Origin of the sequence: Streptomyces sp. NPDC048196 (genome assembly GCF_040652715.1) — a bacterium.
Taxonomy (GTDB): Bacteria; Actinomycetota; Actinomycetes; order Streptomycetales; family Streptomycetaceae; genus Streptomyces; species Streptomyces siderophoricus.
Map to the genome: position 1 here is coordinate 25672 of NZ_JBEZMM010000053.1, position 24191 is coordinate 49862.

The 24191-nt window shown below is 70.0% G+C and carries 20 protein-coding genes and 3 pseudogenes; 15 read left to right on the forward strand and 8 right to left on the reverse strand.

Annotation, left to right across the window (positions count from 1 at the left end; all coding sequences use genetic code 11):
- Positions 1-41 precede the first annotated feature (41 nt).
- Positions 42-1298, forward strand: a complete 1257-nt coding sequence (locus tag AB0E02_RS33000; protein WP_362146376.1) for an RtcB family protein — start codon at positions 42-44, stop codon at positions 1296-1298.
- Positions 1299-1586: 288 nt separating this feature from the next.
- Here AB0E02_RS33000 and AB0E02_RS33005 read toward each other — a convergent pair whose 3' ends face one another.
- Positions 1587-2909 carry an erythromycin esterase family protein gene (locus tag AB0E02_RS33005; protein WP_362146379.1) on the reverse strand — a complete coding sequence of 441 codons (1323 nt, stop codon included), beginning with the start codon at positions 2907-2909 and terminating at the stop codon, positions 1587-1589.
- A 63-nt stretch (positions 2910-2972) separates the two neighbouring features.
- Between AB0E02_RS33005 and AB0E02_RS33010 the strand changes: the two genes are divergently transcribed.
- The 3 genes and pseudogenes from AB0E02_RS33010 to AB0E02_RS33020 form a co-directional block, all read left to right on the forward strand.
- A complete protein-coding gene (locus AB0E02_RS33010; RefSeq protein ID WP_362146382.1) occupies positions 2973-3521 on the forward strand; it encodes a helix-turn-helix domain-containing protein in 549 nt (182 codons plus the stop codon).
- A gap of 78 nt (positions 3522-3599) precedes the next feature.
- Complete coding sequence (locus AB0E02_RS33015; RefSeq protein ID WP_362146385.1) at positions 3600-4691, forward strand: PQQ-binding-like beta-propeller repeat protein; 1092 nt, start codon at positions 3600-3602, stop codon at positions 4689-4691.
- 89 nt (positions 4692-4780) lie between these two features.
- Positions 4781-5185: pseudogene (locus tag AB0E02_RS33020) on the forward strand (RtcB family protein); the annotation flags it as partial.
- A gap of 147 nt (positions 5186-5332) precedes the next feature.
- Here AB0E02_RS33020 and AB0E02_RS33025 read toward each other — a convergent pair.
- On the reverse strand, positions 5333-6142 hold the full coding sequence (locus tag AB0E02_RS33025; RefSeq protein WP_362146386.1) for an SDR family oxidoreductase: 810 nt from the start codon (positions 6140-6142) through the stop codon (positions 5333-5335).
- A 366-nt stretch (positions 6143-6508) separates the two neighbouring features.
- Positions 6509-6844, reverse strand: a complete 336-nt coding sequence (locus AB0E02_RS33030) for a YnfA family protein (protein ID WP_030416806.1) — start codon at positions 6842-6844, stop codon at positions 6509-6511.
- Between the two features lie 186 nt (positions 6845-7030).
- Between AB0E02_RS33030 and AB0E02_RS33035 the strand changes: the two genes are divergently transcribed.
- Positions 7031-7774, forward strand: a complete 744-nt coding sequence (locus AB0E02_RS33035; protein WP_362146388.1) for an AAA family ATPase — start codon at positions 7031-7033, stop codon at positions 7772-7774.
- A 132-nt stretch (positions 7775-7906) separates the two neighbouring features.
- On the opposite strand, the pseudogene AB0E02_RS33040 reads toward AB0E02_RS33035, so the two are convergent.
- Positions 7907-9393: pseudogene (locus tag AB0E02_RS33040) on the reverse strand (FAD-dependent oxidoreductase).
- Between the two features lie 261 nt (positions 9394-9654).
- Between AB0E02_RS33040 and AB0E02_RS33045 the strand changes: the two are divergent.
- Entirely contained in the window at positions 9655-10350 is a 696-nt protein-coding gene (locus AB0E02_RS33045) for a TetR family transcriptional regulator (protein WP_362146391.1), read from the forward strand.
- Positions 10351-10380: 30 nt separating this feature from the next.
- Here the strand turns inward: AB0E02_RS33045 and AB0E02_RS33050 are convergent, their stop codons facing one another.
- Positions 10381-10761, reverse strand: coding sequence for a MazG-like family protein (locus tag AB0E02_RS33050; protein ID WP_362146394.1), 381 nt, complete (start codon positions 10759-10761; stop codon positions 10381-10383).
- 218 nt (positions 10762-10979) lie between these two features.
- On the opposite strand from AB0E02_RS33050, the gene AB0E02_RS33055 reads away from it, so the two are divergent.
- Entirely contained in the window at positions 10980-11546 is a 567-nt protein-coding gene (locus AB0E02_RS33055; RefSeq protein ID WP_362146397.1) for a cupin domain-containing protein, read from the forward strand.
- A gap of 416 nt (positions 11547-11962) precedes the next feature.
- Entirely contained in the window at positions 11963-12700 is a 738-nt protein-coding gene (locus AB0E02_RS33060; RefSeq protein ID WP_362146400.1) for an SDR family oxidoreductase, read from the forward strand.
- A gap of 274 nt (positions 12701-12974) precedes the next feature.
- Here AB0E02_RS33060 and AB0E02_RS33065 read toward each other — a convergent pair whose 3' ends face one another.
- Positions 12975-13532, reverse strand: coding sequence for a hypothetical protein (locus tag AB0E02_RS33065; RefSeq protein WP_078866473.1), 558 nt, complete (start codon positions 13530-13532; stop codon positions 12975-12977).
- A 323-nt stretch (positions 13533-13855) separates the two neighbouring features.
- Here AB0E02_RS33065 and hemL point away from each other — a divergent pair, with 323 nt between their 5' ends.
- The 7 genes from hemL to ccsB all read left to right on the forward strand — a co-directional run bounded on the left by hemL (position 13856) and on the right by ccsB (position 21625).
- Positions 13856-15163, forward strand: a complete 1308-nt coding sequence (gene hemL, locus AB0E02_RS33070; RefSeq protein WP_362146403.1) for a glutamate-1-semialdehyde 2,1-aminomutase — start codon at positions 13856-13858, stop codon at positions 15161-15163.
- A 7-nt stretch (positions 15164-15170) separates the two neighbouring features.
- A complete protein-coding gene (locus AB0E02_RS33075; protein ID WP_362146405.1) occupies positions 15171-15875 on the forward strand; it encodes a histidine phosphatase family protein in 705 nt (234 codons plus the stop codon).
- Between the two features lie 147 nt (positions 15876-16022).
- Positions 16023-17249: a hypothetical protein gene (locus AB0E02_RS33080; RefSeq protein ID WP_362146408.1), complete on the forward strand. Its 1227-nt coding sequence runs from the start codon at positions 16023-16025 to the stop codon at positions 17247-17249.
- 127 nt (positions 17250-17376) lie between these two features.
- Positions 17377-17988, forward strand: a complete 612-nt coding sequence (locus AB0E02_RS33085; protein ID WP_310727759.1) for a TlpA disulfide reductase family protein — start codon at positions 17377-17379, stop codon at positions 17986-17988.
- 11 nt (positions 17989-17999) lie between these two features.
- Positions 18000-18764, forward strand: a complete 765-nt coding sequence (locus AB0E02_RS33090) for a cytochrome c biogenesis protein CcdA (RefSeq protein ID WP_362146412.1) — start codon at positions 18000-18002, stop codon at positions 18762-18764.
- 3 nt (positions 18765-18767) lie between these two features.
- Positions 18768-20543: a cytochrome c biogenesis protein ResB gene (locus AB0E02_RS33095; RefSeq protein WP_362146415.1), complete on the forward strand. Its 1776-nt coding sequence runs from the start codon at positions 18768-18770 to the stop codon at positions 20541-20543.
- Positions 20540-21625, forward strand: a complete 1086-nt coding sequence (gene ccsB / locus AB0E02_RS33100) for a c-type cytochrome biogenesis protein CcsB (RefSeq protein ID WP_362146418.1) — start codon at positions 20540-20542, stop codon at positions 21623-21625. The genes AB0E02_RS33095 and ccsB overlap by 4 nt, the downstream gene beginning before the upstream one ends.
- Positions 21626-21735: 110 nt before the next feature.
- On the opposite strand, the gene AB0E02_RS33105 is transcribed toward ccsB, so the two are convergent.
- A complete protein-coding gene (locus AB0E02_RS33105; protein ID WP_362146421.1) occupies positions 21736-23163 on the reverse strand; it encodes an alkaline phosphatase family protein in 1428 nt (475 codons plus the stop codon).
- Positions 23164-23377: 214 nt separating this feature from the next.
- A pseudogene (locus AB0E02_RS33110) lies at positions 23378-24027 on the reverse strand (DUF4291 domain-containing protein).
- Positions 24028-24191: the final 164 nt, after the last annotated feature.

Consider the following 24191-nt stretch of genomic DNA (forward strand, 5'->3'; position numbering starts at 1 on the left):
GGCTTTTGCGTTTTTCAGGTTTTCGGGGGAATGAGGAAGTTATGCCGTACGTCGAGGTACCGGGCGCCCAGGTGCCGATCCGGATGTGGACCGACCCGGCCACGGTGGAGGACGTGGCGATGCAGCAACTGCGCAACGTCGCCACCCTCCCGTGGATCAAGGGCCTGGCCGTGATGCCCGACGTGCACTTCGGCAAGGGCGCCACGGTCGGTTCGGTGATCGCGATGCGCGGGGCGGTCTGCCCGGCGGCGGTCGGCGTCGACATCGGCTGCGGAATGAGCGCGGTGAAGACCTCGCTCACCGCCAACGACCTGCCCGGCGACCTGTCCCGGCTGCGCTCGAAGATCGAGCAGGCCATTCCGGTGGGCCGGGGCATGCACGACGACCCGATCGATCCCGGCCGGCTGCACGGTTTCCCGACGGCCGGATGGGAGGACTTCTGGGCGCGGTTCGACGGGGTGGCGGATGCCGTCAAGTTCCGTCGCGAGCGGGCCGTCAAGCAGATGGGAACGCTCGGCAGCGGCAACCACTTCCACGAGATCTGCATCGACGAGGACCAGTCCGTGTGGATCATGCTGCACTCCGGGTCGCGCAACATCGGCAAGGAACTCGCCGATCACCACATGGGCGTGGCCCAGAAGCTGCCGCAGAACCAGGGCCTGGTCGACCGCGACCTCGCCGTCTTCATCGCGGACACTCCGCAGATGGCCGCGTACCGCAACGACCTCTTCTGGGCGCAGGAGTACGCCAAGCACAACCGCGAGATCATGATGGCGCTCACCCAGGACGTCGTCCGCCGGGAGTTCAAGAAGGCCAAGGTGACCTTCGGGGAGGTCATCTCCTGCCAGCAGGAAGATGCCGAAGGTCAGATGAGGACCGTCGAGTACCGCCCTGGTGTCATCAGCTGCCACCACAACTATGTCAGTGAAGAGCAGTACGACGGGATGGATCTGCTGGTTACCCGTAAGGGAGCCATCCACGCGGGCTCGGGGGAGTGGGGGATCATCCCCGGTTCCATGGGCACGGAGTCGTACATCGTCCGTGGCCTGGGCAACCCGAAGTCGTTCAACTCGGCGTCGCACGGTGCCGGCCGGAGGATGAGCCGGAACGCTGCCAAGCGGAAGTTCTCGACGCGGGACCTGGAGGACCAGACGCGGGGTGTGGAGTGCCGCAAGGACTCCGGCGTGGTGGATGAGATCCCGGGCGCGTACAAGCCGATCGGTCAGGTGATGGAGCAGCAGCGGGACCTGGTCCAGGTGGTCGCGAAGCTCAAGCAGGTCATTTGCGTGAAGGGCTGAGGGCCAGCACTACACGTGATCGAACTACCCCGGACCGGATGTGGTCCGGGGTTTGTGGTGGGGAAGGCGTATGCCGCAGCCTTCCGAGCCTGGCCGAACTCCTTGGGCGTCCGGCCTCTGACGGAACATCGCAGCATGTGCCGTCCGGCCCGTCCTGCCCATCTCGGCACAGGGCTGGTCGGCCCGGTGCGCCGCCCAGGCCAACAGCCGACTGTGAAGCCCTGCCTCACGCTGAACTCCCGCGCCTACCCACGTCGCCCGGGCCAAGGCAGGCTGTTGGCCAGGACCTCATTGCGTCCACTGGGCAAATGCCTTCTGCACGTCGTGGGGCGAGTCGGCGAGAGCGGCGCCGTCAGGTTCGGCTGCGGTGACGTGAGGGAGGTGGACGATGACGTCGTACGCGTCCAGGGGGCTGACGTCGCTGTAGTGAGTGCCGAGACGCTGTTGGGTGACGGACCGAACGGCCTCGGTATCGGCTGGTGACAGCCGCCGCAGGTCGGTGGCGAAGGGCACGTCGGAGCTGGCGGCCATGAGCGCGTCGAGGCTGCCGGGCCGGGGCGGCTCCAGCTCGGTGAAGAGCTTGCCGGCGTAGAAGTCGGCTGAGGTGTTGAGCGTTTGGCCTGCGCCGTTGGTGATGCCGATGACCAGATAATCCTCCCCGATCCGGTCGGCCAGGTGCATGCCCATCTTCGCCGCCGGGGGCATGCCGGGCCACAGGGTCGGCCAGCGTTGGATGTGGCCGTTGTGAGCGGCCAGCACGATCCGGTCCTCTCGGCGCAGGATCCATTCGACGGTGTCGGCGATCGCGGCGTCGCGGTTGAAGAACAGGCTCTCCCGGTCGCCACGGGCCAGGGCGCGGACATTGGCGTCGATGGTGACGGTCAGGCGCAGCGCGCGCAACGCGTACTCGTAGGCATCGGCGGTGGTGCGCCGACGGTAGTCCAGGCATCGTCCTTCCATACGCGCGGCGAGCTCGGCCAGCCCTGCCGTCAGCGCATCCCGACGCTCGCTCGGGAGCTGCCCGTATGCGGTCAGGGACTGGGACAGAGAGAACGCCGACGGCGCCGCAAAGGCCGTGGCGGTCTCCCGCAGGCTCGGGTCCACCTCGAAGTCGGGATCTGCCTGCGCAAGGTAGGCGACGACGACGTCCAAGCCGGGCAACGGGGAGATGTTCGAGCCGGACAGGTCGATGCCATAGAAGCCGACCGGTCGGGCGGCATCCAGATTGTGCTGCCGCATCCACTCCAGATGGGCCCGCATCTCGGTCCACAGCCCCATCAGCGACGTCATGCCGTGCGCTAAAACCTGGTCGATCCGGCCCTGGCCGCCGCGGATCCAGTCGTCGGCCAGCCATCCCTCGACGAACCCCGACTCCATCGCGTAGGCGCCGAAGCCGTGCCGCTCGACCAGGTACCGCGTCAGGCGGTGGCGCAGCTGGTACGACTCGCGGTTGTAGTGCGCGTTCTCGCCGATCGCCACCACCCTCGCGTCACCGATCGCCTCATCCAGCCATGCCAGGTCCTCCTGCGGCCCGTCCGGATGCAGAGTGCGCAGCTGCCGTACCGCCTCGATGCTTAACCGAGCCGCCGTCGGCGAGGTGTCCGCGGTCATTCCCATGCCCCTTTCGCGATTTCCCAACTTTGGGAACGGTACCAGGTATGGAACTATTGATGGATGGACACCCTCGACCTGCTGCTGCACCCCGTGCGGCTACGCATCACTCATGCCATGTCCGGTGGGCGGAGCTGCTCCGCCGCCGAGTTGTGCGCGGCACTGCCCGATGTCCCCAAGACCACCGTGTACCGGCACGTCGGGTTGCTGGCCGAGGGCGGAGTGCTGGAGGTTGCGGACGAGCAGCGGGTGCGCGGTGCGGTGGAGCGGCGCTACCGGCTGCACCGAGACCGGATGAAGATCGAGCCCGAGGCGGGCGCGTCGATGTCTCTGGACGACCATCGCCATGGCTTCGCCGCTGCCATGGCTGCCCTGCTCGCCGAATTCAATGCCTATCTCGACCGGCCGGGAGCTGACCCGTTCGCCGACTCCGTTGGCTACCGGCAAGGCACCCTCTGGCTCAGCCCCGACGAACTCACCGAGATGATCAGCGAGTGGCAACATTCCTTCGTGTCACGCGCGACCAACGAACCGGCCCCTGGCCGCAGACCCCACCTGGTGAGCGCGATCTTCTTTCCGACTGAGGACCATCGCGATACGGCCGGCTCGTGAAACAGCGTGCCCGCGACAGCCGTGCTGGACGTTCGCCCGGCCGCCGGAATCGGCTGGCTCTTGCGGTGAGGCGTTTGATTGAGTGAGGAGATGTCTGAGGAAGTCCTGTGGGAGCGCACGCTGCACCAGCGTGTCTACCCGCGCACGGTGGCCGTGGCGGGGGACTGTGTCGTCGCCCATGAGCGGCGGAGCCGTCTGGTCTGCTTGGACTGGCGGGACGGCACGCTCCGATGGGACGTCCCGTTCGGTCTCTGGCCGCGTTCGGTCGTGGCGGCCGGTGACCACTGCCTCGGCATCGCGCAGAACGCCGACGTCCTCACCTGCTGGGATCTCCGCACCGGGGCCGTGCTCTGGAAGGCCGATCTCCCTCGACTCGCCGGGCACATCGTGGTCGGCGACGACACTGTGATCGTAGGCGGATGGCGCGGCTACACACCGCTGCACGCTTTCGATCTGTCCACTGGCCGCCTCCTATGGAGCACAGGTGAACGCCACGACACCGTCCGCCCCCTGGTCGTCGGCGATGCCGTTCTGATTGGGGAGGACCAAGGGGCGAGCGTGCGTCTGATCCGGATGCGTGACGGCTGGCAGCGGGCCCGGTGGGAGCTTCCGGAGCCGTTGATCGCCGCTGATGCAAGGATGATCTTCTCCTGGGCGGGCGCTGACCGTGTCCTGGCCCGTTGCGGACAGAGCACCGTCGTCGAGATCCCCATCGGGGGTGGAACCATCCGCACCCTCCGGTGCCATGACAGAGCTCTGGCAGCTACTGCGGTCCACCGCACCGGCGGACTGCTGTGGCTGAGGGAACCCACGGGATACGCAGTGGCCGACCACGCCGAGGGAGCACTTCGGTGGCGGATCGACCTCCGGCAGCGACCGGCCGAGGGCGTGATCCCTGCCGGGTCCGGGTTCCTGATCGGCGGCGGCCAAGGCACGCTGTTCCACATCGACTCCACCGGGCGGGTGATCAAGCGCTCGGCTGTGAGCCGGCGCATTGCCGAGCTGTGCTCTGCCGGCCCGGACAGTGACCCCGACGCATTGATCGTGGCCACCCGTAGCACCCTGCTGGCGCTCAGGATCGCAGCCGCCGACGCATCCCGGGAGCCCTTGCAGGACGATGGGCCACATCACCGCTGGGTTCGCTCGGGTGAATCGCCTGGGCTGCTCTGAGGTACGACTTTGGGGCGACACGTGCGGGGAGAGCGGCAGCGTCTTCAATGTGGCGGCTGAGTGTCCCGCCGCAAACTTGCCTGAAGGCACAGGTCAGTTGTAGCCACCACAACTACGTGGCGGAGGAGCAGTACGACGGCATGGACCTGCTGGTGACCCGTAAGGGCGCGATCCGGGCCGGCGGCGGGGAGTACGGCATCATCCCCGGCTCGATGGGCACCGGCTCGTACATCGTCCGCGGCCTGGGCAACCCGGCGTCCTTCAACTCCGCCTCGCACGGCGCCGGCCGCAAGATGAGCCGGAACGCCGCCAAGAAGCGCTTCACCACGCGCGACCTGGCGGAGCAGACGCGGGGCGTGGAGTGCCGCAAGGACTCCGGGGTGATCGACGAGATCCCGGGCGCCTACAAGCCGATCGAGAAGGTCATCGACCAGCAGCGTGACCTGGTGGAGGTCGTCGCACACCTCAAGCAGGTGGTGTGTGTGAAGGGCTGAGCTGTGTGAAGCTGAAGGGCGGCGTGGCGCGGGGTGCGCCACGCCGCTTTGCGTTACGTCGCTTTGCGCTGGGCCGCTGTGCGTTACGCCTTACGCCTTACGCCGCCTGGCGTGACGCGGGCCGGCTCAAGTGGGGTGAGTGCCGACTCAGGTGGTGCGAGTGCGGTGCACCTTCGTGTTGGAGGCCTGGGCGCGGGGCCGGACCACCAGGAGGTCGATGTTGACGTGGGAGGGGCGGGTGATCGCCCAGGCGATGGTGTCGGCGACGTCCTCCGCGCTGAGCGGCTGCTCCACGCCCTCGTAGACCTTCGCGGCCTTTTCGGTGTCCCCACGGAAGCGGGTGGTGGCGAACTCGTCGGTCTTCACCATGCCCGGCGCGACCTCGATGACGCGCACCGGCTCACCGCACAGCTCCAGCCGCAGCGTCTCGGCGATCACATGCGCACCGTGCTTGGCCGCGACATATCCGCCGCCGCCCTCGTACGTGCCATGACCCGCGGTGGAGGACAGGACGACGACGGTGCCGTCCCCGGAAGCAGTGAGCCTGGGCAGCAGCGCCTGGGTCATGTGGAGCACGCCGAGCACATTGACCTCGTACATGGCGCGCCAGTCGGCGGGGTCTCCGGTGGCCACCGGTTCCGCGCCGAACGCGCCACCGGCGTTGTTGACCAGGACGTCGACGGACGGCAACTCGTCGAGCGAGGCCACGAAGGCGTCGACGGCGGCACGGTCGGTGACGTCCAGCGCATGGGCCTGGGCGTTCGGCAGCTCGGCGGCGAGCGCCTCGATGCGGTCCTTGCGGCGGGCGGTGAGCACGACGCGGTAGCCGGCGGCAGCCAGCGCTCGCGCGGTCGCGGCGCCGATGCCGCTGCTGGCTCCGGTGACAACGGCGGTACGGGCCTCGGCGCTGGGTGTGCGGGCGCTACGGGCATCGGCGCTACGGGCATCGGCGGTCATGACGCTCTCCTCGGAACCGGTGGGACGGCGGGACGGCGAATCGGCGCGCGTCGGCGTGACCGTTGTACGGCCTGGCCGCGGTCGCGGTGTGGCCAGGATATGCAGCGCCCGATCAACTGTTGATCAATTACTGGTGAGCACCTGATCAACCGGTGAGCACCTGATCAAGTGGTGAGCACCTGATCAACGCCTGGTCGAGGCCTCGCGAGCGGTGGGGCCGTGCCGGCCGGTGGGACGCGGCCTGGCGACCGGTGGGGCCTGGCGCCCGGTGGGGCGCGGCCTGGCGAAGGGTGGGGCCTGGCGCCCGGTGGGTCGTTGCGCCCGGTGGGGCCGCCGCAAGGAACAGGCGGCTCACCGCCGGAACGGTCAGCGGCTCCTGGGGCCGTACATGATCACTGCCATCCCGGCCAGGCAGATCAGCGCGCCGATGACGTCCCACCGGTCGGGGCGATAGCCGTCGGCCACCATTCCCCAGGCCAGCGATCCGGCGACGAAGACCCCGCCGTACGCGGCAAGGATGCGCCCGAAGTTGGCGTCGGGCTGGAGCGTGGCCACGAAGCCGTACACCCCGAGGGCGAGCACGCCGGCCCCGATCCACGCCCAGCCGCGGTGTTCGCGGATCCCCTGCCACACCAGCCACGCCCCGCCGATCTCGAACAGCGCGGCAACGACGAACAGGGCAGCGGAACGCGCGATAAGCATGCGGCGAGCGTAAGCCCGGCCGACCCCGCCGGTGCGCGAGAGCCTCCCCGGCGGTGGGCGAGAGCCCCCCGGCGATGGGCTAGAGCCCCCCGGCGGTGCCGCAGGCGAACGCCCACCACGGCACGCCACCCCGTGACTTTCACATGCCACCCCGGGACTGTCAGTGGTGCATGAGAGCTTCGAATCATGCTGATTGAACGGGCTTATCTGGACCTTCCGACGGGGACGGGGGCGGCCGAGGACGGCTGGCCGTGGACGGTGCCCTGTGTCCGGCAACTGGCCGCCGAAGGGCTTGCCTTCCGTGCGCCCGTCACCTTCCTGGTGGGCGAGAACGGTTCGTGGAAGTCCACGCTGGCCGAGGCGCTGGCGGAAGGCTTCGGTCTGGATTCGTACGGCGGGTCGGCGGGCTACAAGTACGCCTCCTCTCGTGAGGCTTCGCTGTTGGGCGGTCTGCTGCGGTTCGATCCGACGCGGGAGGGGCGGCGGATGGTGCGGGGGCCGCGGACGCGTCGCCGCGGCTTCTTCCTCCGGGCCGAAACGGCGCTGGAAGCGCTGAACGGCGAGAGGAGTACCCGGCGGCTCTCCCAGGGCCCGGACGAGATGAGCCACGGCGAGAGCTTCCTGCTGGCCTTCCGCGAACGGTTCGCCGAGCGCGGGCTGTACGTGATGGACGAGCCGGAGGCGGCGCTGTCCTTCTCCTCCTGTCTGGAACTGGTCGGGCTGATGAACGAGTTGGCGCGGATAGGCGCTCAGGTCGTGTGCGCCACCCACTCACCGCTGCTGACGGCTCTGCCCGGGGCGGAGATCGTGGAGGTCGGCGAGCACGGCATGCGGTCGGTGGAGTGGGCGGAGCTGGGCCTCGTCGATCACTGGCGGCGATACCTCAACGACCCACGGGTGTATCTGCGGCATGTACTGCCATCGGGCTGAGCCGCAGCGAGCTCCGACGCCACCTGTGCCCTGACGAGTACCGTGCTCCGACGCTCCCCGTAGCCGTCCGCCTCCCCCGTAGCCGTCCGCCTCCCTCGCAGCCGTCCGTCTCCGCGGAGGCGGACGCCCCGCTCAGCCGTTCGCCGGTGTGGCGCCCGTCCACCGTATGAGTGCGCTGCGCAGTGCCGCGGCACGTTCGGCGGGGGTCGTGGAGTCGGTGGCCCAGGCGATATAGCCGTCGGGGCGTATCAGCAGGGCGGTGCGGCGGTCGCTGTCCCAGGCGGCCGGGATGACGCGGTCGTCGTCCGGACGCAGGCCGGTGGGCTCGTCGGCGGGGGTGATGAGGACGAACTTCCCCTGGCGGAGGAGTTCGTAGAGCCGGCCGCCGCCGGCCAGGCGGATGTCCGGGGCACGGTGGCCGGCGAGCCGATGGGCACCCGGCCCGGCCGGATAGCTGATCCCGATACCGGAAATCGTGCGTATCGCGCGGCGGGACACCGGCCGCAGATGGTCGATGAGTCGCGCGGCGACTCCCCGGACCGCACGCCCGGCAGGGGAGTGCAGCAGGGCCATCCGCAGGATGGCGCCGCTGCTGCGCAGCACCGACTTGCCGACGGGATGCCGCTCGGCCTGATACTGTCGAGCAGGGACTCGGGGGAGTGGCCGCGTATCACGGCGGCCAGCTTCCAGCTGAGGTTGGCGGCGTCCTGAAGGCCGGTGTTCATGCCCTGACCGCCCGCGGGGGAGTGGACATGCGCGGCGTCCCCGGCGAGGAAGACCCGCCCGACGCGGTACTGCGGGGCCTGGCGTTCGTCGCTGTGGAAGCGGGAGACCCAGCGCGCGTCCCGCATGCCGTAGTCCGTGCCGAGCGCGAGCCGGGTGACCTCGCGGGCCTCGTCGAGATCGGCGGGCGTGCCGTCGTCGGCCTGACGGTGGCGGTTCCAGCCGATGACGCGGTACCAGCCGTCCCCGAACGAGCCGATCAACGCGAACGCCTCGCCCGTGGCGTTGAAGGTGAAGGGGGACGGCGGCGTCTCGTCCAACCGGACGTCGGCGAGGATCACCGAGCGGATCACGGACTTCCCGGGGAACGGCAGGCCCACGGCCTCCCGGATCGTGCTGCGCACGCCGTCGGAGCCGACGAGGTAGGCGGCGCGGGCCCTGCCGATGCCGTCGGCGGTGCGCAGCTTCACCGTCACCCCCTCCTCGTCCTGGTCGAGGCCGAGCACCTCCGAGTCGTACCGGAACACCACACCGGCCTTCCGGGCCCGCCGCTCCAGCAGCCGTTCGACCTCGAACTGCGGGGTGATCAGGACGAAGGGGAAGCGGCTGGCGAGCTGGGTGGGGTCGAGGGTGGCCTCCCCGAAGAGCCGGAGGCGGGAAATCGGATGGCCGCCGGCGACCAGCTCATCGGCGAGACCACGGGCGTCGAGCTGTTCCAGCGTGCGCGCATGGACGGCGAGGGCGCGGGTGAGGTTGCTGGTGGTGTCGGCGCGGCGTTCGAGAAGCGTGACGGACAGGCCGGCCTCGGCGAGGTCCCCGGCGAGCAGCAGCCCGGTGGGCCCGGCACCGACGACGAAGACGTCCGCCGTGTCCGTCATGTCTGCGGCATCAGCCATGTCTGTGGCATTCGCGCTGTCCGTGCCGGGGGCGAGGTGTGCGGCGGCTTCCGGGAGGTCTCTGACCTCGGCCTTCGGCGCCGTGCTGCGCCCCTCGTCCCGGGTGCCGGACTGGTCCGGTGTGCGGTTCATGGCGTCCATGGCTTCCGCCTCCTTTGCGTGCGCCTGCGCCTATGCCAACGCATGTTGGTCAACGCTTGTTGGCAAGCGTAAGGCGCGTCGGCTTGGCGTGTCAACAGTCGTTGGCCTACAGTTGTTGACATGCCGCACGATCGCCCTCTTACTGCTGCTGAGCCCGACGCCCTCGCCGAATCCGCGGCCTCCGACGTCGACAGCGACACCGGGGCCCCTGCCGGCGCCCCGTCCGCCGCTGTCGGCGCCCCGTCCGCCGGCCCCGCGGGCCCGCCCCGCCGGTCCGCCGCGACCAGGGCCGCGATCCTGGCCGCCGCCCGTGACCGCTTCGCCGCGGACGGCTATGAGCGCGCCACGATCCGCGCCATCGCGCGCGAAGCAGGCATCGACCCGTCGATGGTCATGCGCTACTACGGCAACAAGGCCGGCCTTTTCGCGGCCGCCTCCGAGATCGAGGTGCACGCGCCCGACCTGAGCCACGTACCGCGAGAAGAAGTCGGCGCCCGGCTCGTGCGCCACTTCCTGGAGCGGTGGGAGGGCGACGAGGTGCTGACCGGCATGTTGCGCGTCGGTGCGACGAACGAAGCAGGCGCGGAGCGGATGCGCGGCGTGTTCGCCGAACAGATCAGGCCGGTGCTCGCGGCGGTCTGCCCGGTCCCCGAGGAGGCCCCGAAGCGCGCGGCGTTGATCGCCTCCCAGATACTCGGCATGGCGCTGTGCCGTTACGTCCTGCACCTCGCGCCGGCCGTCGCCCTCAGCCATGACGAGGTCATCGCCTGGCTGGCGCCCACGATCCAGCGCTATCTGACGGCGGAGCAGCCGTAGGGCGGGCCGTTGCCGGGGCGGGGAGGGTATTCAGTCCCCGGACAGCGGCCGCGGCACCCGGCCGGCAACCCGCCCCATATTTCCCTCGAAGACCTGCCGCGCCTCCGGGGTCAGCGTCCGAAGCGCCACCATCGCCGTGAGGATCACGTCGCACAGCTCGCTTTGCACGTCGTCCCAGGTGTGGCTGTGACCCTTGCGCGGGTTCTGGCCGGTGGCGCCGATCACCGCCTGCGCGACCTCGCCCGCCTCCTCGGAGAGCTTCAGGATGCGCAGCAGCCGCTCCTGTTCCGGTGGCAGCGTGCTCTCACCGTCGAGCCAGCGCACCAGGTGGTCGACGGTTTCCCAGACGGCTGACGGGGAGTCGGCCGGAGGCACGGACGAGGCGTCGACGGGCGGAGGCGTATCGGACATGGCCCGATTGTGCCCGTGTCCGGCGGCGTACGCGCCTAGTGTGGTTGAACCTCCGTATGTGAAGCCCGGTATGTGCACCGCTATAGCTGAAACCCCATATACGAATCGCCATACACGAATCGCCATATACGAATCGCTTCGCGTACGAACTGCCGTGCACGAACTCGCCGTGCACAACCCCGTATTGCTGCTGGTTGGTGGGAAGGGGCACGCTTCAGATGGCCGAGCACCGCACGTACCGCGATCCGCTCCCCGAGGAGCTGGTCGATTTCTACGGCCTGGTGCCGTTGCCGCGTGAGGGCGGGCGGTTCCGGCCTACGTGGTCGGGTCCGCCCCGGTCCGACGGACGGCCCGAGGGTACGGCGATCGTGATGCTGCTGACCGCCGAGCCGGGCGACTACTCCGCCCTGCACCGGCTGCCCACCGACGAGATCTGGCACTTCTACCGGGGCGATCCGCTCTCCCTCTTCCTGCTGACCGAAGGGCCCGAGGAAGACGGGCAGCCTCAGGGGACCGAGGGGCGCGGGGCGAGCGCGCCCGATGGCCGCGCGGCCCGTACGGTCGTCCTCGGGCCGGACGTCTTGGGTGGCCAGCACGTTCAGTTCACCGTTCCGGCCGGGACGTGGATGGCCGCCGAGGTCGCCGACGGCGGCTCCTGGACGCTGTTCGGCTGCACGATGGCGCCCGGTTTCACCTTCGAGGACTACGAACACGGGGACGCCGCCGAATTGGCCGCGCGGTTTCCCCGGGAGGCAGCGCGGATCGCCGCGCTGAGCCGGCCATGACAGGGGAGTGGGCCCCTTTCAGCCTGAACTGCGGTGGGGCGGCGGTTACTCCCCGTGACGGCGGTGGACCGGTGGGATTCGGCCAGGCGGGCGCGGGCTCGGACGGTCCGGCTGGGGCGGACGGTCCAGATGTTCAGGCCAGCGCGGATGGTCCGGAGGTTCGGGACAGCGCGGACGGTCCGGATGTTCAGGCCAGCCAGGTCAACGAGAACGGCGCGGCGCACGAATTGGGGATGGCGGCAGGTCAGCCCGAGCGCCAGCCGCCGCCCCATCCCCGGCCCCAGCCCGAGTGCCAGCCGCAGCCTCAGCCCCGCCATCCCCAGAGCCACTCCCACCCCCATCCCCAGCCCCAGAGCCACCGCCACCCCCACCCTCATCCCCAGAGCCACCCCCACCTCCCCGATCTTTCGGGGCAAGTGGTGCTTGTTACCGGGGCCGCGGGTGGGGTCGGGCAGGGGATTGCGGTGCGGTTCGCGGAGGCCGGGGCGGCGGTGGTGGTGCATTACCGGACCGGGGCAGAGGCGGCGCGGGCGCTGGTGGGGCGGATCGAGGACGGCGGCGGGAGTGCGTTGGCGCTGGCGGCCGATCTGGCCGTCGAGGAGGAGTGCCACCGGCTGGTGGCCGAGGCGGCCGGCTGGCGCGGGCGGCTCACCGCGCTGGTGAACAACGCCGGGGTGCAGCCGACGCAGGAGCTGGCGGGGATGTCGCTCGCCGACTGGCGGGCGGTGGCGGACCTCAACGTGCACTCGGTGTTCGCCTGTACGCAGGCCGCGGCGGCCGTGATGCGGGAGGGCGGCGGCGGGTCGGTGACGCATATCGCGTCGATCGAGGCGGACCGTCCGGCGCCGCAGCACGCCCACTACTGCGCGTCGAAGGCGTCGGTGGTGATGCACGCACGCGCCGCCGCGCTGGAGTACGGCCGGTACGGCATCCGCGTCAACAGCGTCTCGCCGGGCCTGATCGACCGGCCCGGGCTGGCCGAGGACTGGCCCGACGGGGTACGGCGCTGGCACGCGGCGGCGCCCACCGGGCGGTTGGGGCGGCCGGAGGACGTGGGCGACGCCTGTGTGTTCCTCGCCTCACCGATGGCGTCCTGGATCACCGGACAGAACCTCGTGGTGGACGGCGGAGTCTCCGCCCGTCCTACGTGGTGAGCCCCATCGCCCTACGAGACCTGGCCACCCACTGGCTCACCAACCCACGAGCTCGCCGGCTCACCAGCCCACCGGCTCACCAGCTCGCCAACCCACCGGCCGTCCCGTCCCCCTAGGCCGCCACCCGCCCCCCAGGTCGCCACCCGCCGAACCGTTACGCCCAGACCAAGCCGAACCGCCCCAGCCACCGAGCCACAAGCTGCCGAACCGTTACAGCCCCCCGAGCAACAAGGCGCCGAACCGTTACGCCCCACCACGGACACAAGCCGAACCGTTACGGCCACACCAAGCAGTAAGCCTGGTGGCCCGCCTCGTGGAGGCGGTGGCTGAAGTCCTGCCATTCGTGGAGGAGCTGGTAGACGGCGAAGGCGTCGCGGGGGCCGCCGCGGTCGGGGACCGTGGACCAGATGAAGGCGGCCGCGCCGACCGATTCCTCGCCGATGCCGCGCAGCGGGTCGACCACGGTCATGGGGAGCTTGACGACGGCGTAGTCGGGGTGGAGGACGACGAGTTCGAGCGGCGGAACCTTATGGAGGGGTATGCCCTCTATACCGGTGAGGACCATGGCGGCCATGGTCTCCGGCTTGATCTTGGTGAACATCCCGCCCATGCCGAGCTCGTCACCGCCGAGTTCCTCAGGGCGCATGGAGATCGGGACCCGGGCCGCCGTCGCGCCGTTGGGCGCGCCGAAGTACTTGTAGGTCACCCCCATGCGGCCGCCCCTGATGTCCCCACCCTTGATGCCTTCGGTCTCGCGCCGGTGACGGCCGCGCTGGGCGCGCCCGGAACCCCGGTCATCGGTTCCTTCGCCCAGTTCGCCACCGCGATGCATATCTCCACCCGACCACTCGCAGCCCCAGCCGCGCAACCCGATCATCGTCTCAGAGACCTCCCCCGTCACCGGCGCGCGAAACGCCCGGCCGCACGCCCCCGTGCGCCTCTGAGACCATTGCTTGCGTGACTCACTCGTCCGTCGCCCCAGTTTCGCAGACAAGCGGGGGCTGACGCCCGGTCGAAAGCGAGAGGAATCAAAAAAGGATCGAGTGGGAACCGCGCGGCGCCTTAGGAGGTCCAAGCGGGGATTCCCACGCCGTTGTCAGCCGGGGCCGTGCCCGTGCGCCGCCGCCCTCCCCGTTTATGCAGGTCAGGATCACAGTGTCTTTTCCGTATGAAGCCCCTGTTTCGCAGTCGCTGTTCGAGCGCGCCTCCGTGGTGACGCCCGGCGGCGTCAATTCACCGGTGCGGGCGTTCCGCGCCGTCGGCGGTACGCCCCGTTTCATGGTGTCCGGTACCGGTCCGTACCTCACCGACGGCGATGGCCGTGAGTACGTCGACCTCGTGTGCTCGTGGGGGCCGATGATCCTCGGGCACTCGCACCCCGAGGTGATCGCGGCGGTCCAGGAGGCGGTCGCGCGCGGCACGTCCTTCGGTACGCCCGGCGCGGGCGAGGTCGAGCTGGCCGAGGAGATCGTGGCCCGGATCGAGCCGGTCGAGCAGGTGCGCCTGGTGTCGTCCGGCACCGAGGCGACGATGTCGGCGATCCGTCTGGCGCGCGGGTTCACCGGCCGCCCCAAGGTGGTCAAGTTCGCCGGCTGCTACCACGGGCACGTGGACGCGCTGCTGGCCGCGGCCGGCTCGGGCGTGGCGACCTTCGGGTTGCCCGACACGCCCGGCGTGACCGGCGCGCAGGCCGGCGACACGATCGTGCTGCCGTACAACGATCTGGAGGCGGTGCGGGCCGCGTTCGCCGCGCACCCGGGCGAGATCGCCTGTGTGATCACCGAGGCGTCGCCCGGCAACATGGGCGTGGTGCCGCCGCTGCCCGGCTTCAACCAGGGCCTCGCGGACCTGTGCTCGGCCAACGGCGCGCTGTACATCTCCGACGAGGTGATGACCGGCTTCCGCGTCAGCAAGGCTGGTTGGTACGGGATTGATGGGGTTCGTCCGGATCTGATGACCTTCGGCAAGGTCATGGGCGGTGGCTTCCCGGCGGCGGCGTTCGGCGGCCGCGCCGACGTCATGGCGCATCTCGCCCCGGCCGGCCCGGTCTACCAGGCGGGCACCCTGTCCGGGAACCCGATCGCCACCGCCGCCGGTGTCGCGCAGCTGCGGCTGCTGGACGACGCCGCGTACGAGAAGGTCGACGCGGTCTCCGCCGAGCTGCGCTCGCTGGTCGGCGGGGCGCTGGCCAAGGAGGGCGTGGCGCACCGGCTCCAGGTGGCGGGCAACATGTTCTCCGTCTTCTTCACCGAGCGGGACGTCACCAACTACGACGAGGCCAAGGCGCAGGAGTCCTTCCGCTTCACCGCGTTCTTCCACTCGATGCTGTCCCAGGGCGTCTACCTCCCGCCGTCCGCGTTCGAGTCGTGGTTCGTCTCGACCGCGCACGACACCGCGGCCGTCGAGCGGATCGCGGCCGCCCTGCCGGCCGCCGCCCGGGCCGCCGCCGAAGCGACGGAATGAGGGGGAAATGAACCAGAGCAGCAACGACGTCCCCGCCGGCGACGACATCACCGTCGTCCACCTCATGCGGCACGGCGAGGTGCACAACCCGGAGGGCGTGCTGTACGGGCGCCGGGCCGGCTACCACCTCTCCGAGCTGGGGCGGAAGATGGCCGACCGGGTCGCCGAGCACCTCGCGGACCGGGACATCACCCATGTCGTCGCCTCGCCGCTGGAGCGTGCGCAGGAGACCGCGACGCCGATCGCCGCGGCGCACGGTCTCGACCTGGCCACCGACGAGCGGCTGATCGAGGCGGCCAACGTCTTCGAGGGCAAGACCTTCGGGGTCGGTGACGGGGCGCTCAAGAAGCCCGGCAACTGGAAGTACCTGACGAATCCGTTCCGGCCCTCGTGGGGCGAGCCGTATCTCGAACAGGTCGTACGGATGATGGCGGCGCTCGGCGCGGCGCGGGACGCGGCGCGCGGGCACGAGGCGGTGGCGGTCAGCCACCAGCTGCCGATCTGGATCGTGCGCAGCTTCGTGGAGCGGCGGCGGCTGTGGCACGACCCGCGGAAGCGGCAGTGCACGCTGGCTTCGCTGACGTCGTTCACGTTCCACGGCGACAAGATCATTTCGGTGGGGTACAGCGAACCGGCGCGCGACCTGGTTCCCTCCCACCTCCTGGCCGGCGCCAAACCGGCGAAGGGGAAGAGCAAGGCCTACGGGGCCTGACTCTGCATCAGATGGCGGAACGTCAAAGCCAAGCAGAAATGGAATATCCGGGCGATTAACTCGTAGCCCCGGTGCTCAACATGCCCACTTCTCGATTGTCCGTTTATATGGATATTGAGTTCGGCGAGCACGGATGGGGACGAGGGCATGCGCGCGATCAGTCGGCGAAACCTGCTGGGCCTGGGAGTTGGTGCAGCCGCGGCGCTGGGCGTCGCCGGCTGTTCCACGCCGGGCCCGCAGGTCGGCGCCGACAGACGGAAGGTCACAAGCTCCGTCCAGGCCCGCCCCAAGCTCATCGGTGACGGTTCGACGGCGAATTACGGCGCGCAGCCGAACCAGCCGAAAGCACCCGAACGGATGGAGCCCGGACAGACCCCGCCGCAGTTCGTGGTCTTTTCCTGGGACGGCGCGGGAGAGGTCGGAAACGGCCTCTTCCCCCGCTTTCTCCAGCTCGCCAAGGACCACGGCGCGGCCATGACCTTCTTCCTCTCCGGCCTCTATCTCCTGCCGGAATCCCAAAAGCACCTCTACGAGCCGCCGAACAACCCGACCGGCGCCTCCGCCATCGGCTACCTCGCCGACGACCACATCAGGGAGACGCTCACCCACGTCCGCCAGGCCTGGCTGGACGGCCACGAGATCGGCACCCACTTCAACGGCCACTTCTGCGGCGACGCCCCGACCTCCGTCAAACACTGGACCCCCCGCCAGTGGTACTCCGAGATCGACCAGGCGATGGACTTCGTCACCAAATGGCGGACCCATACCGGCTTCGCCGAGGCCGACCCGCTGCCGTTCGACTACCGGCGGGAATTGGTCGGTGGCCGCACGCCCTGTCTGCTCGGCCAGCGAAATCTGCTGCCCGCCGCCCGGGCACTCGGCTGGCGCTACGACGCCAGCTCGCCCGGCGGCCTCCAGATGTGGCCGAAGAAGAAGTTCGGCCTCTGGGACTTCCCGCTCCAGCAGATTCCCTTCCCGGGGCACTCTTTCGAGGTGCTCTCGATGGACTACAACCTCCTCGCCAACCAGTCCAGGAGGTCCACCAAGGCCCCGCCGGCCAATTATCCCGGCTGGCGGCAGCAGGCCACCGACGCATATATCTCCGGATTCCGCCGCGCCTACGAGACCAACCGCGCCCCCCTCTTCATCGGCAACCACTTCGAGGAGTGGAACGGCGGCATCTATATGGACGCCGTCGAGGAGGCCCTCAAGTACATCGCCAACGAGCAGAACCGCGATGTCCGTCTGGTGTCGTTCCGGCAGCTCACCGACTGGCTCGACGCCCAGGACCCCGAGGTGCTGCGCAGGCTCCAGGAGGTCCCGGTGGGCGCGCGGCCCGCCGAGGGCTGGAAGGAGTACCTCTCGGCCACGTGACCGCGTGACCGCGCAACGTACCGGCCCGGCCCCGCGCGCCCGCCGCCTGACATGCCCCTTCGGGCGGGGACAGGCCGGGCGAGGGGGGCGCGGAAGATCCGGAATCGGCCCATGCGAAACTTTTCACATGAGTGCTGACGCCCCACGCCGCCGCACGCGCCGCCGCCGGATCCTCCTGTTCGCCGCAGGGGCCGCGGCCGCCTCGCTGTGCTTGAGCGCCTGCGGGGACGGTGCCTCCGGAGGCTCGGCCCAGACCCGTTTCGTCCAGGGCAAGGACGGCGTCGACACCGTCAAGAAGGCCGACCGGCAGCCCGCGCCCGACCTGTCCGGCGAGACCACCACCGGCAAGCAGCTCGACGTCGCCGACTACAAGGGCAAGGTCGTCATCCTCAACGTGTGGGGCTCGTGGTGCGGCCCCTGCATCGCCGAGGCCCCCAACTTCGCCAAGGTCGCCAAGGAGACCAAGGACAAGGGCGTCCAGTTCCTCGGCATCAACACCCGTGACTCCCAGAAGTCCCAGGCCACCAGCTTCGAGGAAGAGCACAAGGTGCCCTACCCGAGCCTGTTCGACCCCACCGGCCGGCTCATGCTGCGCTTCCCCAAGGGCAGCCTCAATCCGCAGTCCATCCCCTCCACGATCGCCATCGACCGGCACGGCAAGATCGCCGCCCGCTCGATCGGCCCGCTCACCGAGGACGAACTGCGCAGCATGGTCAAGCCGCTGATCGCCGAGAAGTGATTTCGCCAGAGATGGAACTCACCCAGCTCGCCGTCGCCCCCGACCACACCGTCGTCTCCGGCACCCTGCTCGCCGCGGTCCCGCTCGCGCTCCTCGCCGGCCTCGTCTCCTTCTTCTCCCCCTGCGTCCTGCCGCTGGTCCCCGGCTACATGTCGTACGTGACCGGCGTCACCGGCACCGACCTCGGCGAGGCCCGCCGCGGCCGGATGCTCGCCGGCGCCGGACTCTTCGTCCTCGGATTCACCGCCGTCTTCGTCTCCGGCGGCGCCCTCTTCGGCTTCTTCGGCAAGACCCTGCTGGACTACAAGGACGTCATCTCCCGCGTCCTCGGCGCCCTGCTGATCCTCTTCGGCCTGACCTTCGCCGGCGTCCTGCAACGCTTCGGGCAGCGCGAATTCCGCTTCCACAAGAAGCCCGCCATGGGCCTGGCCGGCGCGCCGCTCCTCGGTGTGCTCTTCGGCCTCGGCTGGACCCCGTGCCTCGGCCCCACCTTCGCCGCCGTCCAGGCCCTCACCCTGTACGACGCCAGCGCCGCCCGCGGCGCGCTCCTCACCGTCGCCTACTGCCTCGGCCTGGGCGTGCCGTTCATCGCCGTCGCGCTGGCCTTCCGCCGCGTCCTCGGCGCCTTCGGCTGGGTCAAACTCCACTACCAGTGGGTGATGCGGATCGGCGGCGGCATGATGGTCGCCCTCGGCGTCCTCCTCGTCACCGGCCTCTGGGACAGCATGATGTCCGAGCTCCAGAGCTGGACCCAAAGCTCCACCGTTGGGATCTGATCGATGTCCACCAAGACCGACACCCCCCGCGACCCCGGCGCGCCCGGCGCCGACGACGCGGGCGCCGACCTCGGCGCGGCCGGCTCCCAGCTCTCCACCGCGCCCCGCGAAGACGTCACCCTGCCCTCGCTCGGCCCGGTCGGCTGGGCCCGCTGGTTCTGGCGGCAGCTGACCTCCATGCGGGTCGCGCTGCTGCTGCTCTTCCTGCTGTCGATCGGGGCCATCCCCGGCTCGCTGATCCCGCAGACCAGCATCGATCCCGTCAAGGTCGACCAGTTCAAGGCCGACCACCCCACCCTCGGCGACGTCTACGACAAGCTGGGGATGTTCCACGTCTACAGCTCGGTGTGGTTCTCCGCCATCTACCTGCTGCTGTTCATCTCCCTGATCGGCTGCATCGTGCCGCGCAGCTGGCAGTTCGTCGGCCAGCTCCGCGGCCGCCCCCCGGCCGCCCCCCGCCGGCTGACCCGGCTGCCCGCGTACACCACCTGGCGCACCGACGCCGCACCCGACGACGTGCTCGGCGCCGCCGAGCGGATGCTGAAGAAGCGCCGCTTCCGTGCCCACCGCGCCGACACCGCGGTCGCCGCCGAGAAGGGCTACCTGCGCGAGGTCGGCAACCTCGTCTTCCACGTCGCGCTGATCGTGATGCTCGTCGCGTTCGCCGTCGGCAGCCTGTGGAAGTCCGAAGGCGGCAAGCTGATCACCGAGGGCGACGGCTTCGCCAACAGCCTCACCCAGTACGACGACTTCACGTCCGGTGCCTTCTTCGACACCGACACCATGGAGCCGTTCGGCTTCACCCTCGACAAGTTCGACGCGACCTACGAACGCACCGGCCCGCAGAAGGGCACCCCGCGGATCTTCCGCGCCCACATCCGGTACTTCTCCGGTGCCGACGGGCAGGAACACAAGACCACCATCGAGGTGAACACCCCCCTCGACATCGCCGGTTCCAAGGTCTACCTGCTCTCCCACGGCTACTCGCCCGACGTCACCGTCAAGGACGGCCGTGGCAAGACCGTCTACAACGGCGCCGTCCCCTTCCTCCCCCAGGACCCGAAGAACTTCACCTCCACCGGTGTCGTCAAGGTCCCCGGCGCCCGCACCAAGGACGACAGGCCCAACCAGCTCGGCTTCCAGGGCTTCTTCGTCCCCACCTTCGGCGGCAAGGGCTCCGGCTCGATGTTCTCCACCTTCCCGGCGCTCGACAACCCCCGCCTGGTGCTCACCGCGTACCACGGTGACCTGGGCGTTGCCTCCGGGCTCCCGCAGAACGTCTACCAGCTCGACAAGAAGGACCTGAAGCAGTACAAGGTCGACGGCCGGGCGGTCGCCCAGATGATGAAGCCCGGCGAGACCATGAAGCTCCCCGGCGGCGACGGCAGCATCACCTTCAACGGCGTCAAGACCTGGGCCAGCTTCAAGATCACCCACCAGCCCGGCAACGGCCTCGCCCTCACCGGCGCGGTCACCGCCCTGCTCGGCCTGGCCGGCTCCCTCTTCATCCAGCGGCGCCGCGTCTGGGTACGCGCCGAGCGAGGGGCGGACGGCGTCACCGTCGTCGAGATGGCCGGACTCGGCCGCAGCGAGTCCGCCCGCCTCCCCGAGGAGCTCGGCGACCTCGCCGCGGTCCTGGAGCCCGACGCCCCGCTCGCCCCGCACCCCGACCCGGACGCCGACCCCGCCCCGGACGCCGAAGCCACCCCCTCCGAAGACCCCGCGGAGCCCACCGACTCTGACGGTCCTGCTGACCCCTCCGAAGGAGCGCGCGCGTGAACCTCGCCGCCGCAGCCAACGAGACACTGGCGCACAACAGCAATGTCCTGGTCTATTCGGCCATGGCGATCTACACCCTCGCCTTCGTCGCGCACATGGCCGAGTGGGTGTTCGGCAGCCGCAGCAAGGTCGGCCGCACCGCCGCCGCCCTCACCCCGGCCGCCGCCGCCTCGGCGCCCGCCACCGTCACGGCCCGGCAGAGCGGCGGCACCGCCGTACTGGAACGGCCCAAGGTCATCACGAAGTCCGCGGCCGGCAGCCGCGACGTCCCCGACGGCCCCGGTGCCGCCGGCGGCACCGAGAAGGGCGACCTCTACGGCCGCATCGCCATCTCGCTGACCGTCCTCGCCTGGGCGCTCCACGTCGGCGGCGTCGTCACCCGCGCCCTGTCCGTACAGCGTGCCCCCTGGGGCAACATGTACGAGTTCTCCACCACCTTCGCCGCCGTCGCCACCGGCATCTACCTGCTGCTGCTCGTCCTTGGGAAGAACGTCCGGTGGATCGGCCTGCCGCTGGTCACCACCGTCCTGCTCGACCTCGGCCTCGCCGTCTCGGTGCTCTACACCGCCAGCGACCAGCTCGTCCCCGCGCTGCACTCCTACTGGCTGTGGATCCACGTCAGCTGCGCGATCCTCTCCGGCGCCGTCCTCTACCTCGGCGCCGTCGCCACCCTGCTGTTCCTCTTCCGCGACCGCTACGAGGCCAAGGTCGCCGACCCCGCCGGCAAGCAGCCCGGCGCCTTCGCCGCCTCCGTCCTGGAACGGCTGCCCTCCGCCGCGTCCCTCGACAAGTTCGCCTACCGCGTCAACGCCACCGTCTTCCCCCTGTGGACGTTCACGATCATCGCGGGCGCCATCTGGGCCGAGGCCGCCTGGGGCCGCTACTGGGGCTGGGACCCCAAGGAGGTCTGGTCCTTCATCACCTGGGTCGCCTACGCCGGCTACCTGCACGCCCGCGCCACCGCCGGCTGGAAGGGCCGCAAGGCCGCCTGGCTGGGCCTGATCGCCTTCGCCTGCTACCTCTTCAACTACTACGGCGTGAACATCTTCGTCACCGGCCTGCACTCCTACGCCGGCGTCTGAACCACCCGCACCACCACACGGTGCCGTACGGCAAGCCCTCGGGCGGAACCCGTACGGCACCGTCGTCCGTTCAGCGGCCGGCCCCCGCCGGGCCCCGCCCGTCCGCGCCGTCACCGCCGCCTGCGCCGCCCCCGCTCCTGCCGCGGCGGCACCTGCCCCGCCCCCGGCAGCGTCGGCTTCGGCAGATGCGCCACCTCCCACTGCGCCTCCGCCAGTTGCTCCGCCGTGTCGTCCGGCAGCCACGGCGGCCGGCGCGCCGCGTGCCGGAAGCCGAACGCCGACGTCAGATCGCCGAACGCCGACCGCCGCCAGTCACTGATGTTCGGCTCCGCCACACCCGTCCAGCGCTCCAGGAACTGCAGCACCGACGTGTGGTCGAACGGATCACCGGCCGCCCAGCCGCCCACCGTCCACGGCGACACGATCAGACACGGCACCCGGAAGCCACCCCCGATCGGCAGCCCCCTGACGAATTCGTCCTTCGTCCCCGGCGGCGGCACCGGCGGCGGCACATGGTCGAAGAGCCCGTCGTTCTCGTCGTAGTTGAGGATGAAGACCGTCTTCGCCCAGACCCGCGGATTCGACGCGATCGCCTCCAGCTTCTGCGCCACATAATCCGCGCCGGCCGCCGGCAGATAGTCCGGGTGCTCCGACTGGTGACTCGTCGGGATCAGCCACGACACCGCCGGCAGTCGATCGCCCCGCGCATCGTCCTCGAAGGTGCCGGCCGGCTGCGGCCGTACCCCCCGCTCGTACAGCGGATCACCCGGCTGGGAGTCCCGGAACGTCTGGAACTGCTCCAGCAGGTTGCAGCCGTAGTCGTCCTCCTCCTGGTACACCTTCCAGCTGATCCCCGCCGCCTCCAAGCGCTCCGCGTACGTCGTCCAGCGGTACGGCTTGGGCGCGGTGTTGTTCAGCACCGGCCCGCCCAGCGTGCCGCCCGGGTCCAGCGTGCCGGTCATCCAGTACAGCCGGTTCGGCCAGGTCGGCCCGAGGACCGAGCAGAAGTAGTTGTCGCACAGCGTGAACGCCTCCGCCAGCGCGAACTGGAACGGGATGTCCTCCCGCGTGTGATAGCCCATCACATACGGGCCGTTGACCCCGTCCGCCTTGCGGTGCGCCGGCAGCCAGCGGTCCATCTTGCCGCCGTTCCACGCCTCGTGCTGCACCGACCAGGCATGACTCGTGGAGGGGATGGCCTGCGCGCTGGACGTGTGGGTGTTGAGCCGGAACGGCAGCAGATAGCCGTCCGGATTCTCCGCGTCCGGCTGGTGGAAGACGTCACGGCCGTCCGGGAGCGTCAGCGCGTCCGGGTCGGCGAAACCACGGACCCCGCGCAGCGTGCCGAAGTAGTGGTCGAACGACCGGTTTTCCTGCATGAGCATGACGACGTGCTCGACGTCGTGCAGCGAACCGTGACGTGCGGGTCCGGCGGCGACGGCCTTTTGGACGCTGGGCGGCAGCAGAGTCAGCGCGGCGGCGCCACCGACCGCGCCGGCCGCGGAGCCGAGGAGTCTGCGTCGGGTCATGTCGGGCATATGTGCCACTCTCCCTGAGTCGCGTGAGCCCTCAGTGGGCCGACATGACTGTGGCGGCGGGGGAGTTTCCCGGGCAGGGGGAGACAGCTGTACGGTCCGTCAATTGGCCATGAACCACCGGGAGTTGGCCAGACCGCGCTACGTCCCGTACGCCACCCGAAGCAGTCCCGCACGGACCGCGTGGTGGCCGGAATTACGCGTTTACCGGGCCGCCTCAGGACACGCGGCCGAGCCCCGGAGTTCCCTCGGGTGCAGGGTACGGACGCTCCTCGGGCAGCAACCCGGCCGCCCCCGCCACGTCCCCCGCTGCCATCCGCGCCCGCACCTCACGCGCCAGCTCCGTCACGTCCGTGATCCCCACCGTCCACTCGTCCGCGTAACCCCGCGACGCCTCCCCGGCCAGGCCCAGCTGCAACGAACGGTACGGCAGCGCCCGCAACCACAGATCGCGCTCCGGATCCCACTGCACCCGCGCCGGCGACTCCCGCAACTGCCGCCGCCAGGCCTCCCGGTCCGCATGCTCGTCCCGGTCGTAGTGCGACAGACACGCATGCCCGAGCGCCCAGTCAAAACCCGCCCGGTCGATCTCCACCGCCAGCACCGTCTCCTGCCCGGCCTTGGACGCCCAGCCGCAGCGGTACATCATCCACAGGAACGACGGCTTGATCCACGTCATCCGCTCCCGCTTCCACGCCACCGGGAACCGCCCGTCCCGCGCCGCCGGCAGCCCCAGCTCGGATGGGGGTACCCCCTGCTCTTTCAGAGCTTGGGGGAGTACGCCTGATAGACGGTGACGGTCCGTTCGGTGTAACGGGCGCGGATACGGCGGACGGGCTCGGCGCTGTGGTGCGGGACGGTGCTCATGAGCGGTCATCCTGGCCGACGCCGAAGCGGCGGAGCCACCGAATTGACGGCCCGGATGGCCCGGAAGCGCCCTAGGGGGTGTCTTCAAATGATCTCGGGTGGTGGACCATGGTCGGGTGATACGTCGCCATGAACTATCCGATGCTGAGTGGGAGTTCGTCCGA

Bases quoted from the DNA above. Each gene is read 5' to 3' on its own strand.
- AB0E02_RS33090 (WP_362146412.1), top strand. From the start codon at position 18,000: ATGGAACTCACCCAGCTCGCCGTCGCCCCCGACCACACCGTCGTCTCC.
- AB0E02_RS33000 (WP_362146376.1), top strand. From the start codon at position 42: ATGCCGTACGTCGAGGTACCGGGCGCCCAGGTGCCGATCCGGATGTGG.
- AB0E02_RS33035 (WP_362146388.1), top strand. From the start codon at position 7,031: ATGCTGATTGAACGGGCTTATCTGGACCTTCCGACGGGGACGGGGGCG.
- AB0E02_RS33005 (WP_362146379.1), bottom strand. From the start codon at position 2,909: ATGACCGCGGACACCTCGCCGACGGCGGCTCGGTTAAGCATCGAGGCG.
- AB0E02_RS33025 (WP_362146386.1), bottom strand. From the start codon at position 6,142: ATGACCGCCGATGCCCGTAGCGCCGATGCCCGTAGCGCCCGCACACCC.
- AB0E02_RS33010 (WP_362146382.1), top strand. From the start codon at position 2,973: ATGGACACCCTCGACCTGCTGCTGCACCCCGTGCGGCTACGCATCACT.
- AB0E02_RS33050 (WP_362146394.1), bottom strand. From the start codon at position 10,761: ATGTCCGATACGCCTCCGCCCGTCGACGCCTCGTCCGTGCCTCCGGCC.
- AB0E02_RS33085 (WP_310727759.1), top strand. From the start codon at position 17,377: ATGAGTGCTGACGCCCCACGCCGCCGCACGCGCCGCCGCCGGATCCTC.
- AB0E02_RS33075 (WP_362146405.1), top strand. From the start codon at position 15,171: ATGAACCAGAGCAGCAACGACGTCCCCGCCGGCGACGACATCACCGTC.
- AB0E02_RS33030 (WP_030416806.1), bottom strand. From the start codon at position 6,844: ATGCTTATCGCGCGTTCCGCTGCCCTGTTCGTCGTTGCCGCGCTGTTC.
- AB0E02_RS33055 (WP_362146397.1), top strand. From the start codon at position 10,980: ATGGCCGAGCACCGCACGTACCGCGATCCGCTCCCCGAGGAGCTGGTC.
- AB0E02_RS33105 (WP_362146421.1), bottom strand. From the start codon at position 23,163: ATGCCCGACATGACCCGACGCAGACTCCTCGGCTCCGCGGCCGGCGCG.
- AB0E02_RS33095 (WP_362146415.1), top strand. From the start codon at position 18,768: ATGTCCACCAAGACCGACACCCCCCGCGACCCCGGCGCGCCCGGCGCC.
- AB0E02_RS33080 (WP_362146408.1), top strand. From the start codon at position 16,023: ATGCGCGCGATCAGTCGGCGAAACCTGCTGGGCCTGGGAGTTGGTGCA.
- AB0E02_RS33045 (WP_362146391.1), top strand. From the start codon at position 9,655: ATGCCGCACGATCGCCCTCTTACTGCTGCTGAGCCCGACGCCCTCGCC.
- AB0E02_RS33065 (WP_078866473.1), bottom strand. From the start codon at position 13,532: ATGCATCGCGGTGGCGAACTGGGCGAAGGAACCGATGACCGGGGTTCC.